The sequence below is a fragment of the Cryobacterium sp. TMS1-13-1 genome, assembly GCF_004403125.1.
GTDB classification, from domain to species: Bacteria; Actinomycetota; Actinomycetes; order Actinomycetales; family Microbacteriaceae; genus Cryobacterium; species Cryobacterium levicorallinum.
This window is the reverse complement of record NZ_SOGX01000003.1, coordinates 42,736-57,148: the sequence shown is the minus strand read 5'-3', so window position 1 is coordinate 57,148 and position 14,413 is coordinate 42,736. Positions and strand designations below refer to the sequence as shown.

Here is a 14,413-nt window from a genome sequence, read left to right as displayed (position 1 = left end):
GTCGAGAGATTCTCAGATATGTTTGGATTTATGTGCGAATACGCATTCGGGCAGACCCCGCGTTCTCGAGACCGGCGCAGGCCAGTCCATGGCGGTCTCGGCAAGCTCAACCAACGGCAGTAGCCGGGGTCTCCAGACCGCTCGGAGCGGGAGTTGGCGGGCTCGACCAACGGCTAGGGTCGGTTCCGCAGACCGCCTTTCGTCAGTCGCCCGGATCTTGTCAGGCTCGATCGACGGAAATCAGCGGACCTTCTGTGCACCAGCTAGGTGACGTCCTTCTTCCAGCTCACGGCGTACCCGATGACGGTGGCCACGAGCGCGTAGCCGAGCAGCACGAGGCCGCCCTGCCACCAGTCCAGGGGCGCTGCGCCGGCCGGGTTCATAACCGTGAAGATGCTCGCGCCGACCAGGGCGTCGGAGGCGGCACCGGGTAGAAAGTTGCCGATCTTCGCGGTGACCTCGAGAAAAGAGGCCGCGAGCCGCAGCAGAGGTTCGACGAACTGGGTGAAGGCGAGCACGATCACGATCGAGGCGACCTGATTGGGCACGAGCACGCCGAGGCCAACGCCGATCGCCGCCCACAGGGCCATGGCGAGCACCGAACGAGCTACCAGCAGCCAGGTCTCCGAATCGAGGAGCAGCGCATCCACACCGAAAGTACTCATGACGCCGCCGCCGATACCAACGGATGCCGCCAGCGCGATGAGACCGAATGCCGCGCCGACCAAGAGGAGGGTGACCGTCTTGGCGCCGAGCACGACCCCGCGTCGCGGTGTCGCCAGAAACGTCGGGGTCATCGTCTGGTGGCGAAACTCGCCGGTGCTCGCGAGGGCACCGATCAGCACCGGAAAGACATAACCGATCGAGGAGGCGAAGCTATAGATGATGGGTGGGAGGCTCCCGAAACCGCTCAGGGCGCCGCCGCCGGTATTCACAGTATCGGGGCTGATCACACCGGTCTGAAGCCCGGAGAACAGAGCGGCGAGGCCGCCGGCCAGCAGCCCGATGTAGCCAAACAGCACGAGCGCGAGTATCCACCAGAGGCGAGTGGTGAAAATCTTGGCGAATTCGGCCGCAATGGACCGCAGGAACGAAGTCATAGTGAGTGGTCTCCGCCGACGAGGGCGAGAAACGAGTCTTCCAAGCCAGCTTTCTGCCGATGCAGCACGCTCAGTTCGACCCCCGCTTCGAAGGCGAGGTGGCCGAGCAGGGCCGGGTCGCTGGTTGCCGCGATGAGTCCGGTGCGGCCGGTCGTGAAGGTGACGCCGGCCGCCGTGAGTGCGGTGGCGAGGTTCTCGCGGTCGGGAGAATCCACGATCGTCTGGGCCGCGGCATCCGTGTCGAGGCTCGACAAGGGCCCGAGGTGCACGAGCTCGCCGCGGGCGATGATCACGACGTCGTCGACGCTCTGCTGCACCTCGGAGAGCAGGTGCGAACTGACCAGAACGGTGCGTCCTTCGGCGGCCATGTCGCGTAGAAAACCGCGAATCCAGCGGATGCCCTCCGGGTCGAGCCCGTTGATCGGCTCGTCGAGAACCAGTACGCCCGGGTCGCCGAGCAGGGCATAGGCGAGGCCGAGGCGCTGGCGCATGCCGAGCGAGTAACCGCCGACGCGTTGGGCGGCATGGGCGGCGAGGCCCACCAAGGTGAGCACCTCCAGCACCCGGGTGCGCGGCAGTCCGGCTGCGATGGCGTAGACGCCGAGGTGGTCGCGAGCAGAACGACCCGGGTGAAAACTCGCCGCTTCGAGGGCGGCCCCGACCGTTTTAAGCGGATGCGGCAGGTCGCGATAGCGCACGCCGCCGAAGGTGGCCGTTCCGCTGCTCGCGGCGACCAGCCCGAGCAGAATACGCAGGGAAGTGGTCTTTCCGGCGCCGTTCGGTCCGAGAAAACCGGTGACCCGGCCGGGTTCGACTGTGAAGGACAGATCGTTGACCGCGGTGACACCGCCAAAGCGTTTGCTGATGTTCGTGAACTCGATGAGCGCGCCGGTCGGCATCCGACTCCCCTCTGTGCTGCTTCAAGAAATAGTGCTCCCAGCCTATTCCCCGCGTGGCCGTTTTCGGCTGCCGACCGGGGGTTATTTGGTGAGGGCGTGCTGTTTGCTGGTCGGAGCAGCCAGCGCAACGCACTCGGGGCAGACCACGAGTTGCTCCCGGCAGGAGACGTCCCGGCAGTTGCGCATGTTCGTGGTCGGTGCCGCGCAGACCTGGCAGCTGCCGAGTACGGCAGCCTCTGGGGCGAAGTCGATGGACATCCGCTGGTCGAAGACGTAGAGCGAACCCGACCACAGGCCTTCGTTGCCGAAGGTCTCGCCGTAGCGCACGATGCCACCGTCGAGCTGGTACACCTCGCCGAATCCGCGCGATTTCATGAGACCGCTCAGCACCTCACAACGGATGCCGCCGGTGCAGTAGGTCACGACCGGCTTGCCCTTGAGATGGTCGTATTTACCGCTGTCGAGCTCGGCCACGAACTCGCGGGTGTTGGCCACATCCGGCACGACCGCGTCCCGAAAATGGCCGATCTCGGCCTCGAACTTATTGCGCCCGTCGAAGAAGACAACCTCATCGCCCCGCTCGGCGACGAGCGCATTGAGCTCGGCCGGTTGCAGCTTGGTTCCGCCGCCGATGACGCCGTTCGCGTCGACGCGCAGTTCGCCGGGGGCTCCGAAGCTCACGATTTCGTCGCGCACCTTGACCACGAGCTTGGGAAAGTCGAGGCTGTGGCCGTGCGAGTCGAGCCCGGTGCCCTCGCTGAACTTGAAATCGATGTTCTTGAACGCCGGGTAGTCGCGGGTCCTGCGAATGTACTTCTTGATCGCTGGCAGGTCGCCGCCGACCGTGCCGTTCAGGCCGTCATTGGAGATCAGGATGCGCCCGCGCAGGCCGAGCCCGGCGCACAGGTCGCGTTGCCAGAGCCGCACAGCGTCTGGATCGGCCAGGGGAGTGAAGATGTAATAGAGCAGAATCTTCGGAATGGCCATGAAGCCAGTTTACGAGTGCGCCCCCACGGCGGGCGCGTAGGCTAGCTGCACTGTCTGTACTGCAACAGAGCCACCGTATCAAGGAGACCAACCGTGACCCAGGATCCGCTCGCCCGCTTTGGTGAAGTGCCCCAGTTCTCTCTCTCGAGCACCGACATGACAGACGGCGGCCCGCTGCGGCCGGCTCAGTACGGCGTGGACGCCGGGGGAGCGGATGTTTCCCCCCAGCTGTCCTGGACCGGTTTCCCGCCCGAGACCCGGAGTTTCGCCCTGACCGTGTACGACCCCGACGCCCCGACCGGCTCCGGGTTTTGGCACTGGGCGGTAGCGAACCTGCCGGTATCGGTGACCGAGCTGCCCGCCGGAGTCGATGCCCTGCCGTCCGGCTCGCTCGTGTTGCCGAACGAGCAGCGCCTGACCTCCTTCTCCGGTGCCGGACCGCCGCCGGGAACGGGCACCCACCGCTACCAATTCATCGTGCACGCCGTCGACGTGCCGTTGCTCGACATCGACGCGCAGTCGACGCCGGCCGTTCTCGGCTTCAACCTGCACTTTCACACGCTCGCGCGTGCGGTGCTGGAGGCGACCGGGGTCGCGGGCGGGGCATCCGCTGCCTGATTTGAAACCGGGAGTTTACCCCATATGGGTTAGCTCTCAGCGGGGATTCGGGGGAGTCGACATAGCCTCAGGTAATGAGTTACACCAGTACCGCGTTCGACATCGTTCGCCCGACTCCCCTCGCAGCACATCCCTCGACTTCGGCGGGCACCGCCCGCGCTGACCGCCGCGCACCGGCCTGGCTGCACGGTATCCGTTTGCACGCGGACGGTGTCACCGTTGATCGGTCTACGCATCGGGAGACGGGCATCCGTCGGCTGCCGGTCTGGGCTTGGCGTGCACTCATGTTGCGGCGCGCGACACCGGTGCACAAGTTCAATCTGCACCCGATCGACTCCGTGGAGTACGACCTCGATATCGACTACATCGGCGACGGGCAGAAGATTCACCGGCTCGACGTCCTCGTGCCCAAGCGCACGGATGCCGTAGCGGCGCCCCTGCCGGTCTACGTGTACTTTCACGGTGGCGGCTGGACCTCGGGCGACAAGGATCCGCTGACCAAATATTGCGCGAGCCAGGCCGCTGAGGGCATGATCGTCATCAACGCCAACTACCGCATGGCGACGCGGTTTCAGCTGGGCCACATGATGCAGGACGGCAACGCGGTGCTCGACTGGGTCGCCCGCAACGTCGCGGCCTATGGCGGCGACCCGACGCGCATCGTGCTCGGTGGCGATTCCGCGGGCGGCCACATCGCCGCGCTGCTCACGGCCGCCGCCTATGCGCCCGAACTCGCCGAGCACTACGGCATTCGTCCCCCGGTCACTGCCCGCCATCTGCGCGGTCTGGTGCAGCACTGCAGCATTGCCGACTTTTCGGTGCTGTTCGAGCGCGGCTTCGTCTTGAGCCTCAATTTCGTGCGGATGCTGCTGCCCAAGCGGGGCCGCGGGCTGCACCTGCGCACGGCTGCCCGGTTCATGTCGCCGATCGAATGGCTCGACCGGGGCTTTCCGCCGGTGTTCGTCACGACCTCGGAGCGGGACTATTTCTATCGCGCCAACCTCAACTTCATCGAGGCGCTGCGGGCACGCAAGATCTGGGTGGACACCCTCATTTACGGACGTCGCAGCGTCAACACCAAGCACACCTGGCAGCAGGATGACTCGCATCCGGAATCGCAGGAGGTCTACCGTCGCCTGGGCGCCTTCGTGCGGGCGGTCGCGCCGCGCGCGGTGGTCGCTGTTTAGGACCGTGCGCCGGTCGCGGCGAGCACCCCGCCGAGCCCGATCATGATCACGCCGCCGGCCGAGGACAGATTCTCGACGCGCTTCGGTGATTTCGCGAACCAGGTCCGCGCCGTGCCGGCCGCGAGGGCCCAGGTGCTGTCGCCGAGCAGGGCAAGCACCACGAAGACCAACCCAAGCACTGCGAGCTGCAGCGGCACATCGCCAGCCCGGTAATTCACGAACTGCGGCAGTACCGCGATGAAGAACACGAGCGACTTCGGATTGCTGAGCCCCACGACGAACCCCTCGAACACGAGCCGCCACTTGGTTTTACGCGCCACGCGGGCCTCGCTCATCCGGGCCGCCTTATGCCGGTTTCGAATAGCCTGCACCCCGAGATAGATGATGTACGCGGCACCGGCGAACTTCACGATCGTGAACAGCAGCACGGACTGGGTCACGATCGCGCCGAGTCCGAGCGAAACCGCGATGATCACCGGAATCAGACCGAGAGCGTTGCCGAGAACGCTGAGAAAGCCACCGAGGCGTCCGAGAGCGAGCGAACGCCCGATCACAAACAGCACGGTCGGGCCGGGAATGACGATGAGCGCGATCGACGCGAGGGCGAACGTCAGCAGGGTGGGCAGGGAAACCATGTTTGAGCATATCGTGCAGGCAAGCCGGTCTGGAGAGACGGATGCTGGCGCTCACCCACAACGGATTGCCCGTCTGAGCCGCGGCCTCGCTAGCATCGGGGTCGTGCATATGTTCTTCAGAACCCTCCTCCACGCCCTGCTGTCGCAGTTCGGCCCCCGGCTCGGTCACTTCGACGTGGCGCGCACCAACTTCGTGACGCTGCCCACCGACCAGGACATTTTGCGGCACATGAACAACGGCGTCTACCTGTCGATCATGGACGTGGCCCGCTTCGACATGCTGCACCGCACCGGCGTCTGGGCGATCTTCAAACGGCAAGGCTGGTATCCGGTCGTCGTGTCGGAAACGATCAGTTTTCGAAAGTCGCTCAAGCTCGGCCAGAAGTTCACGGTCGAGTCGCGCATCATCGGGTTCGATGAGAAAGCCGTGTACGTCGAGCAGCGCTTCGTACGACCGGATGCCGATGGCACGCCCGAAATCTACGCCCACGGTCACATTCGTGGTCGCTTTCTCAAGCGCACCGGTGGAATCGTCACGATCGACGAACTGCTCGAGGCCATCGGCGTCGCCCCCGACAACGTGAGCGTGCCCGACTGGCTGCTGGAGTGGGCAGCCACCGCGGCGGTCCCGCCCACGCGCGCTCCCGCCCCCAGCATCTGGAACTAGCCCTTCCGCTTTCGCGGGGCAGATCAGGCGGTGCGAGCCGGAACGATCAGGTCCTTGTAGAACTGGGCGTGCGCGGGGTAGTAGTGCTCCCATTGCGGTAGCGGCAGACCGGCGCGCGAGGCCACCAGGCGATCGAGGTAGTAGTCCCAGCCGGGGCCAACCGTGGCGGCTTCCGACGGGCTCCGCAGGCGCTGCCCGAAGGTCAGGTTGGTCATGCCGTCGCCCTCGACCAGGTGGAACATGGCGCGCCAGGAGTCTTCGCCCTCGCCGAAATCACCGTTGAATCGGTGCGGAGCCAGGCACTCACGCACGCTCACGTACTCCCACTTGGCATCGGGTTCGGCGGTCATCTTGAACTTGACCGCTCCGGTGGCCGGCGAACCGGTAAAGGTGCCGATCCACTTCTCCAGCTCGGCCGGGCGGGTCAGGCTCGCCCAGACTTGTTCGATCGGCGCATTGAAGAGCCGATTGAGCATGAGATACAGACCGTCCTCGCGGTGAACGAGACGACCGGTGGGCTTGGCTGACATGGTGACCTCCACTATGAGTGAAACGCGAGTCTTCCCTCAGGCTAGGCCACTTTCAACCCGTCGGCTACACGCGCCGATCCGTCTACTACGCACCCTCGAGCACGGCCATCGCGGCGTTGTGGCCGCCGAGCCCGCTGACCCCGCCGCCGCGCCTCGCACCCGCCCCGCAGATCAATATGCGCGGATGCGAGGTGGCTACTCCCCAGCGCTCGGCTGGCGTGCCGCGCGGCTCGTCATCCTCGAGGAACGGCCAGGACAGCCCGCCGTGAAAAATATTGCCGCCGGGCAGGTTCAGGGCGTGCTCGAGGTCGAGCGTAGTCTTGGTTTCGATGCAGGGACGACCGGCAGCATCCGTCATTAAGAGGGGTTCGATCGGCTCGGCCAGCACCGAATTGAGCGAACGCAGCACTGCGGCCTGCAACTGCGCCCGCATCTCGTCGTTGTTGGCCTCGGTGAGCGCGCGATGGGGCGTGTGCAGGGCGAAAACGGTGAGCGTGTGCGCCCCGGCCTGGGCGAGTTCGGGCGAAAGAATGCTCGGATCGGTCAGCGAATGACAGTAGATCTCGCACGGCAAAACGGAGGGAATCTCCCCGGCCAGCGCCTGCTCATACGCGGCCTGCAATTGCTCGTACGATTCGTTGATATGAAAAGTGCCGCCGAACGCGGCCTCGGGCGACACGCTCGCGTCCAACAGTTGCGGCAACCGGGTCAGCAGCAGGTTGACCTTCACCTGCGCGCCCTCCGGCTTTCCTACGACAGCGGATGCCGTTCCTCCAGCGCCCAGCAGCCCCCGCAGCACCCAGGGCGCGACGTTCGCCAAAATCACCGCGCCGTGCGTCTTCTTGACGCGACCCTCCTGGAAGTACTCCACGGCTCCATCGGCGCTGACCGATGTGACTTCAGCCCCGACTTCAAGCCGCGCGCCGGCAGCGCGGGCCGCCCGCTTGAGCGCCCCGGTCACGGCGCCCATGCCGCCGATCGGCACGTCCCAGTCCCCGGTTCCATTGCCGATCACGTGGTATAGAAAGCAGCGGTTCGCGTCGAGACTGTGGTCGGCGAGGCTCGTGAACGTGCCGATCAGCCCGTCGGTGGCCACGACGCCGCGCACGAGGTCGTTCTCGAAGCGGTCGCTGATGGTCCGGCCGAGCGGCTGCTCGATCAGCGCGGCCCAGAGCTCGTCGTCGTCGACCAGCCGCCGGGCCTCCGAGCGGGTGAGCAGTGGTTCGCAGACCGTGGGGAACACGGCGCGCGCCAGCCGCGCGGTGTCCTCGTAGAACGCGTTCCACGCGTCGAAATCGGCCGCAGCCCCGATGCGCGCGAACGATTCCCTGGTCGCCGCGGCGTCGCCGTGATCGACCAGCAGCCCGGCTGCGCTGTCAGCCGACGCGCTGCCAGCCGACGCGCTGCCAGCCGACGCGCTGCCAGCCGACGCGCTGTCAGTAGACGCGACGCCCGGCATCGGCGTATATGACGAATACCGCCGCCGGGCGAGCTCAATGTCGAGGCCCAGCTCGTGAATGATTCTGGCCGGCAGCAGGCTCACCAGATAGGAGTAGCGCGACAGGCGCGCATCGACGCCGGCAAAGGCATCCGTTGAAATGGCGGCACCGCCGACCTGCGGCTCCCGTTCGAGCACGAGCACGCTGCGTCCGGCCTGGGCGAGGTAGGTGGCGGCGACCAGGCCGTTGTGGCCGCCTCCGATGATCACGACGTCGTGTGTGGGTTCGCTCATGCGCCGAGCCTACCGACCGGCTCCGTGTCACCCCGCGCCCACGTCTGCACGCGAAAGCGGGTAAACGGTTGCTTCGGGGGTGCTGAAGCAGCACTTGACCCGCTCGCAGCAGCAGCAGCAGCAGCAGCAGCAGCAGCAGCAGCAGCAGCAGCAGCAGGAGGAGGAGGAGGAGGAGGAGGAGGAGGAGGAGGGCGGCCCGCTAGACCGGCGCGAGGGGCTCGAACGGGCGCGGCGGCTCCAGCGGGTCGGATTCGGTGGGCTTGGCCACCTTGCTCACCGCCCGGTCGAGGGCGCCGCGCACCGCGACCACCCCCGGCCGCTGCGCGCTCGACCGGCGCGCGGCCGAAAACAGGGTGCGATGCGGGGTGCCCGGCAGATCGTGCAGCTGCACGGCCGGCATCCGCCCCGCCCAAACCAGGTCGGGCAGAATGCCCACCGCATTGCCCGATTCAATCAAGCGGATGTGCGCGATCAGGTCGGCGGTTTCAAACCGAACGTCCGGTTCGAACCCGACGGAGCGGCAGAGCTGCGTGGCCCATTGCCGCGATGCTGTGCCGACCGGTTCCATCACCCAAGGCAGCACGGCGGTCTCCTCCAGCGTCGCCGCACGCACGCGGCCCGAGCTGGCATCTTCGGGCGGCACCGCGAGCCGCAACGCATCCGTGGCCAGATTGACCCGGTCGAGGTCGGGCCAGTGCGCGCGAGTATGGCCGGGGTACTGCTCGGCGAGTACGAGGTCGAAGTCGCGCGCGGCGACCTCGAACAGGCCACGTTCCGGCTCGCGCTCGGTCACTTCGACGCGCAGCGCCGGATAGTCTTCCGCCAGAAAGGTGAGCGCCCGGGGAATCACCGCGAGGGCCGCCGACTGGAACACGGCCACCCGCACGGTGCCCGACACGGTCGTGGTGCTCGCGCGCAGGTCGGCTTCGGCGAGTTCGAGTCGCTCCAGCAGGTAGGTGGTGTGCTCGACCAGAATCTCGGCCTGCGGCGTGAGCTGCACCCGGCGGCCGACCTTCTTCAGCAGCACGACGCCCGCCTCCTTTTCGAGCAGCGCGAGCTGTTGCGACACCGCCGAAGGGCTGTAGGCGAGTGCCTCGGCGACCCCGGCGAGGGTGCCGCGAATCTTCAGTTCGCGCAGCAGTCGCAGCCGCCTGACGTCCAGCATCCACTGCCCCTTACACCCATCGACCCACCGAAAACCAAATCATTAGAAATTGTAACGAATATCATGCATAAACAATTGCTTTTGCTAAATATAGGCTGGCCTCAGACTTGAACCATCAGAGCCACCCACCGCGAACGAAAGACTAGTCTCGTGACCATGACCAACGCCTCCACCCGTCCCGCCAACGAGGATTTCAGTTCGGAGGTCGTCAAGCTTGTTAAGAAATGGCTTGACGAAAGTGCCACCATCCCAGCGGATGCCGCGGCCGAGCGGCTCGCCGGCGTGCTGAAGGACCCGAACGGTCTCGACTTCACGGTGGGCTTTGTGGACGGCGTCATGCGTCCCGAAGACAAGATGGTCGCCGGCTACAGCCTGCAAAAGGTCGCCAAGAAGGCGCCCGGTTTTCTGCCCGCACCGATGCGCGCGGCGATCGGCCTCGGCGGAATCCTCGGGCCGGTGCTGCCCTGGATCGTCATCCCGGCCGCCCGCACCGTGTTGCGCCAGATGGTCGGCCACCTCGTCGTCGACGCCACCCCCGACAAGCTCGGCCCGGCGCTCGTTCACCTGAAAGAGGGCGGCAACCGCCTCAACATCAATCTGCTCGGCGAATCCGTGCTCGGCGAGAAAGAAGCGCTCGAACGCCTCGAAGGCACCAAGCGCATCCTCGAACGCCCCGACGTCGACTACGTCTCGATCAAGGTGTCCTCGATCGCCAGTCAGCTCTCGATGTGGGCCTTCGACGAGACCGTCACCCGCGTGATCGAGCGCCTGACACCGCTGTTTGAGTTCGCAGCGGCATCCGCTACCCCGAAATTCATCAACCTCGACATGGAGGAGTACCGCGACCTCGACCTCACCATTGCGGTATTCGAGGGCCTGCTCGACCAGCCGCAGCTCGCCCAGCTCGAGGCCGGTATCGTGCTGCAGGCCTACCTGCCCGACGCCCTCAGCGCCATTCAGGGCCTCACCCGTTGGGCCCAGAACCGCCGCGCGGCCGGTGGGGCCCCGATCAAGGTGCGCCTGGTCAAGGGCGCCAACCTCGCCATGGAGCACGTCGATGCCGCCATGCACGACTGGCCGCTCGCGACCTTCGGCACCAAGCAAGACAGCGACACCAACTACAAGCGGGTGCTCAACTGGGCGCTCACCCCGCAGAACACGGATGCCGTCAAGCTCGGAATCGCCGGCCACAACCTGTTCGACGTAGCCTGGGCGCACCTGCTCAGCGTCGCCCGCGGCGTCGACGACAAGGTCGAGTTCGAGATGCTGCTCGGCATGGCGACCGGCCAGGCCCAGGCCGTGCGCAAGGACGTCGGCCAGCTGCTGCTCTACACACCGGTCGTCGACCCCTCGCAGTTCGACGTGGCCATTAGCTACCTCATTCGCCGGCTCGAAGAGAACGCGAGCTCGGAGAACTTCATGTCGGCCGTGTTCGAGCTGACCAGCAACCCCGAGCTGTTCGACCGCGAGAAGGCCCGTTTCCAGGCCTCGCTCGACGCGCTCGACGACCGCGTGCCCACCCCCAATCGAGTGCAGGACCGCTCGAGCAGCTACGACCGGGGTCGCCTCGCCGCCGCCACAACGGATGCCCGCAGCCACGACGCCGAGACCGTCGACGACGACCCGCAACTGACCGGCGCACTGCTCGGCATCACCCGCGGCTCGGTGCCCACCCACTCGACGTTCCACAACGAGCCGGACACCGACCCGTCGCTGCCCGCGAACCGCGCCTGGGGCCGACGGATTTTGGCCCGCGCCGACGCATCCGTTCTCGGTACCGAGACGACCGAGGCCGCCGCCGTTGCCGATGAGGCAGCGCTGAACACGATCATCGACGGTGTGCTCGAAGCCGGAAACGCCTGGGGCCAGAAGACCGGCGCCGAACGCGCCGCCGTGCTGCACCGCGCCGCCCTGGCGCTCGCCGCGAACCGTGACCGCCTGATCGAGGTCATGGCGAGCGAGTGCGGCAAGACCATCACCGAGGGTGACGCCGAGGTGAGCGAGGCCATCGACTTCGCCAACTACTACGCCGAACGAGCCAAAGACCTCGACCGGGTGCAGGGCGCCATCTTCGTGCCCTCGAAGCTCATCGTGGTCACCCCGCCGTGGAACTTCCCGACCGCCATTCCGGCCGGCGGCGTCCTCGCCGCCCTCGCCTCGGGTGCCGGCGTCGTGATCAAGCCCGCCGCGGTAGCCCAGCGCACCGGCGCCATCGTTGTCGAAGCGCTCTGGGAAGCCGGCATCCCGCGCGAGCTGCTCGCGCTGGTGAACCTGCCCGACCGCGATCTCGGCGCCAAGCTCATCGCGCACCCCGCGGTGAACCGGGTCATCCTCACCGGCGGCTATGAGACGGCCGAGCTGTTCCGCTCATTCCGCCACGACCTACCCCTGCTCGCCGAAACCAGCGGCAAGAACGCCATCATCGTCACCCCATCGGCCGACTTTGACCTGGCCGCCGCCGACGTGGTGAAGAGCGCCTTCGGCCACGCCGGCCAGAAGTGCTCGGCCGCGAGCCTGGTGATTCTGGTCGGATCGGTCGCGAAGTCGGAGCGGTTCCTCGGCCAGCTGGTCGACGCCGCGACCTCGATCAAGGTCGGCCCGGCGAGCGACCCGGTCACCCAGATGGGCCCGATCATGATGCCGGCCGACGGCAAACTGCTGCACGCCCTCACCACCCTCGGCGCCGAAGAACAGTGGCTGGTCGAGCCCCGGCAGCTCGATGAGACCGGCAAGCTGTGGTCGCCCGGCATCCGCACCGGCGTCACGCCCGGATCGTATTTCCACCTGACCGAATTCTTCGGACCGGTACTCGGCGTGATGCATGCACGCAATCTGGAAGAAGCCATCCGCTTTCAGAATGCCGTCGACTACGGGTTGACCACCGGACTGCACTCGCTCGATGCCGATGAGCTTGCTCTCTGGGTCGACACGATCGAAGCCGGCAACCTCTACGTCAACCGTGGCATCACCGGCGCCATCGTGCAGCGCCAGCCGTTCGGCGGCTGGAAGCGCTCCGCCGTGGGCGCTGGTACCAAGGCCGGCGGGCCCAACTACCTCTACGGCCTGGGCAGCTGGGTCAACGAACCCGGCCGCAACAGCTCGACGCTGCACCTGCGTGGCCTGGAGCAGCGCGTCACCGACATCATCGAAGCCAGCCAGCCGTTCCTGGACTACGCCGACTTCGACGTGCTGCGCCGCTCGGCGGTGAGCGACGCTCTGGCTTGGCGCGAGGAATTCAACGTCGTGCGCGACGCGACCGGCCTCGGGGTCGAACGCAACCTGTTCCGCTACCGTGCGCTGCCGGTCACCGTGCGCCTGACCGAAACCGGCACGCTCGCCCAGCTGCTGCGCGTGATTGCCGCTGCGACCCTGTCGACGTCGCGCTTTGACGTGTCGAGCACCATTCCGGTTCCGCCGGCCGTGCGCAATATCCTGGCCGAGCGCGAGATTCCGGTGTTCATCGAAAGCGACGACGAGTGGCTCGACCGGGCCCGCTCCGGTGGCATCACGGCCAGCCGGGTGCGCCTGATCGGCAGCGACCCGGTGCTCGGGGCGCGGGAGGCGGCATCCGCTCTCGCCGAAGCGCTGAACGGCAACCCCGACGTTGCCGTGTACTCGAACGCGGTCACCCAGGCCGGCCGCATCGAGGTGCTGCCGTTCCTGCGCGAACAGGCCATCTCGATCACCGCGCACCGGTTCGGTAACCCGAGCACGCTCTCGGACGGTGTGATCTAGCCCGTCTGCCTGTGTGCCCCGAGCGGGCACACAGGCCACGTGCGGTTTACATACAGTTTCGTGGGTCAAACTGTCAGGGGACGTATGATTACCGCTGTCCACAATTCGACAGGGGTTCACGCTTGAACGGAAACGCGACGACGACGCATCGAAACGTCGCCTTGTTGTCGGTCGCGAGTCTGATGGCGCCGCTGATCACGACGTCGGAAGAAATCGACCGACGGTTGAAGCCAGTATTGACGCGCCTCAAACTGCCGACCGGGCTGCTGCAGCGCGTCGCCGGTGTCTACGAGCGACGCAATTGGGGCCCGGACGAAACCTTCGATGACGCCGCGGTCAAGGCCGGCAAGATCGCGCTCAAAGAGGCTGGCATCAAGCCGAGCGACGTGGGCCTGCTCATCAATACCTCGGTCACCCGCAAGCACCTCGAACCCTCTGTTGCCGTGCGTATTCACCACGGCCTCGGCCTGCCGTCGTCGGCGATCAACTTCGACATTGCCAACGCCTGCCTCGGCTTCGTCAACGGCATGACCCTCGCCGCCCAGCTCATCGACAGCGGGCAGATCAAGTACGCCGTGATCATCGACGGTGAAGACGCCGACGAGATCCAGACCAACACGATTGACCGCCTCGGTCGCCCGGGCATCAAGCGCAAAGACTTCATGAGTGAGTTCGCGAGCCTCACCCTCGGCTCCGGCGCTGCCGCCGCCGTGCTCGGTCCAGCGGATGCCCACCCCGCCGGCCACCGCATCCTCGGTGGAGTCACCCGCGCGGCCACCCAGTTCAACGGACTCTGCGTCGGCAGCGTCGATGGCATGTTCACCGACGCGAAGGCGCTGCTCAAGGGCGGCATGGAACTGGTCGTATCGGCCTGGACCGACGCGAAGCGCGACTGGAGCTGGTCCAACATGGACCGCTATATCGTGCACCAGGTCTCGGACGTGCACACCAACGCCATCGTCAAGGCGACCGGCATGGACAAAACCAAGGTTCCGCTGACCTATCCGAAGCTTGGCAATGTCGGCCCGGCATCGATTCCGATCACCCTCTCCCAGGAGGCGTCGAAGCTGCAACCGGGCAACCGGGTGCTGCTGATGGGCGTCGGTTCCGGCCTCAACACCGCCATGATGGAGCTTGTCTGGTGACCTCTGTTCTGTA

Annotated in this window: 12 protein-coding genes; 5 read left to right on the top strand and 7 right to left on the bottom strand. The window is 66.3% G+C overall.

Translation table 11 applies throughout. The features are described from left to right. Positions 1-263 precede the first annotated feature (263 nt). The 3 genes from E3T31_RS01820 to E3T31_RS01810 form a co-directional block, all read right to left on the bottom strand. On the bottom strand, positions 264-1,100 hold the full coding sequence (locus tag E3T31_RS01820; RefSeq protein WP_134467218.1) for an ABC transporter permease: 837 nt from the start codon (positions 1,098-1,100) through the stop codon (positions 264-266). Then, a complete protein-coding gene (locus E3T31_RS01815) occupies positions 1,097-1,999 on the bottom strand; it encodes an ATP-binding cassette domain-containing protein (protein ID WP_134467217.1) in 903 nt (300 codons plus the stop codon). The genes E3T31_RS01820 and E3T31_RS01815 overlap by 4 nt, the downstream gene beginning before the upstream one ends. Positions 2,000-2,080: 81 nt before the next feature. Beyond that, positions 2,081-2,986, bottom strand: a complete 906-nt coding sequence (locus E3T31_RS01810; protein ID WP_134467216.1) for a rhodanese-related sulfurtransferase — start codon at positions 2,984-2,986, stop codon at positions 2,081-2,083. Between the two features lie 93 nt (positions 2,987-3,079). On the opposite strand from E3T31_RS01810, the gene E3T31_RS01805 reads away from it, so the two are divergent. Together E3T31_RS01805 and E3T31_RS01800 are read left to right on the top strand one after the other, a co-directional pair. Next, positions 3,080-3,604 carry a YbhB/YbcL family Raf kinase inhibitor-like protein gene (locus E3T31_RS01805; protein ID WP_241977500.1) on the top strand — a complete coding sequence of 175 codons (525 nt, stop codon included), beginning with the start codon at positions 3,080-3,082 and terminating at the stop codon, positions 3,602-3,604. Between the two features lie 74 nt (positions 3,605-3,678). Further along, positions 3,679-4,791 (top strand): alpha/beta hydrolase fold domain-containing protein, encoded by a 1,113-nt coding sequence (locus E3T31_RS01800; protein WP_241977498.1) that lies wholly within the window; start codon positions 3,679-3,681, stop codon positions 4,789-4,791. Here E3T31_RS01800 and E3T31_RS01795 read toward each other — a convergent pair. Then, a complete protein-coding gene (locus E3T31_RS01795) occupies positions 4,788-5,426 on the bottom strand; it encodes a LysE family translocator (RefSeq protein WP_104131859.1) in 639 nt (212 codons plus the stop codon). The two genes, E3T31_RS01800 and E3T31_RS01795, sit on opposite strands and share 4 nt — an antisense overlap. On the opposite strand from E3T31_RS01795, the gene E3T31_RS01790 reads away from it, so the two are divergent. Beyond that, a complete protein-coding gene (locus E3T31_RS01790) occupies positions 5,425-6,093 on the top strand; it encodes a thioesterase family protein (RefSeq protein WP_174844835.1) in 669 nt (222 codons plus the stop codon). The genes E3T31_RS01795 and E3T31_RS01790 overlap by 2 nt on opposite strands. 23 nt (positions 6,094-6,116) lie before the next feature. Here the strand turns inward: E3T31_RS01790 and E3T31_RS01785 are convergent, their stop codons facing one another. The 3 genes from E3T31_RS01785 to E3T31_RS01775 form a co-directional block, all read right to left on the bottom strand. Then, a complete protein-coding gene (locus E3T31_RS01785; RefSeq protein ID WP_134467215.1) occupies positions 6,117-6,623 on the bottom strand; it encodes an SRPBCC domain-containing protein in 507 nt (168 codons plus the stop codon). Positions 6,624-6,708: 85 nt separating this feature from the next. Further along, complete coding sequence (locus E3T31_RS01780) at positions 6,709-8,355, bottom strand: NAD(P)/FAD-dependent oxidoreductase (RefSeq protein WP_134467214.1); 1,647 nt, start codon at positions 8,353-8,355, stop codon at positions 6,709-6,711. Positions 8,356-8,554: 199 nt separating this feature from the next. Next, positions 8,555-9,520: a LysR family transcriptional regulator gene (locus E3T31_RS01775; protein ID WP_134467213.1), complete on the bottom strand. Its 966-nt coding sequence runs from the start codon at positions 9,518-9,520 to the stop codon at positions 8,555-8,557. Positions 9,521-9,676: 156 nt separating this feature from the next. Here E3T31_RS01775 and E3T31_RS01770 point away from each other — a divergent pair, with 156 nt between their 5' ends. Both E3T31_RS01770 and E3T31_RS01765 read left to right on the top strand, forming a co-directional pair. Then, positions 9,677-13,255: a bifunctional proline dehydrogenase/L-glutamate gamma-semialdehyde dehydrogenase gene (locus E3T31_RS01770; protein WP_134467223.1), complete on the top strand. Its 3,579-nt coding sequence runs from the start codon at positions 9,677-9,679 to the stop codon at positions 13,253-13,255. A 122-nt stretch (positions 13,256-13,377) separates the two neighbouring features. Then, positions 13,378-14,400 carry a 3-oxoacyl-ACP synthase III gene (locus tag E3T31_RS01765; protein ID WP_134467212.1) on the top strand — a complete coding sequence of 341 codons (1,023 nt, stop codon included), beginning with the start codon at positions 13,378-13,380 and terminating at the stop codon, positions 14,398-14,400. Positions 14,401-14,413 lie beyond the last annotated feature (13 nt).

Coding starts and splice junctions, on each gene's coding strand:
- E3T31_RS01820 (WP_134467218.1), bottom strand. CDS start 1,100: ATGACTTCGTTCCTGCGGTCCATTGCGGCCGAATTCGCCAAGATTTTC.
- E3T31_RS01815 (WP_134467217.1), bottom strand. CDS start 1,999: ATGCCGACCGGCGCGCTCATCGAGTTCACGAACATCAGCAAACGCTTT.
- E3T31_RS01810 (WP_134467216.1), bottom strand. CDS start 2,986: ATGGCCATTCCGAAGATTCTGCTCTATTACATCTTCACTCCCCTGGCC.
- E3T31_RS01800 (WP_241977498.1), top strand. CDS start 3,679: ATGAGTTACACCAGTACCGCGTTCGACATCGTTCGCCCGACTCCCCTC.
- E3T31_RS01790 (WP_174844835.1), top strand. CDS start 5,425: ATGTTTGAGCATATCGTGCAGGCAAGCCGGTCTGGAGAGACGGATGCT.
- E3T31_RS01795 (WP_104131859.1), bottom strand. CDS start 5,426: ATGGTTTCCCTGCCCACCCTGCTGACGTTCGCCCTCGCGTCGATCGCG.
- E3T31_RS01785 (WP_134467215.1), bottom strand. CDS start 6,623: ATGTCAGCCAAGCCCACCGGTCGTCTCGTTCACCGCGAGGACGGTCTG.
- E3T31_RS01780 (WP_134467214.1), bottom strand. CDS start 8,355: ATGAGCGAACCCACACACGACGTCGTGATCATCGGAGGCGGCCACAAC.
- E3T31_RS01775 (WP_134467213.1), bottom strand. CDS start 9,520: ATGCTGGACGTCAGGCGGCTGCGACTGCTGCGCGAACTGAAGATTCGC.
- E3T31_RS01770 (WP_134467223.1), top strand. CDS start 9,677: ATGACCAACGCCTCCACCCGTCCCGCCAACGAGGATTTCAGTTCGGAG.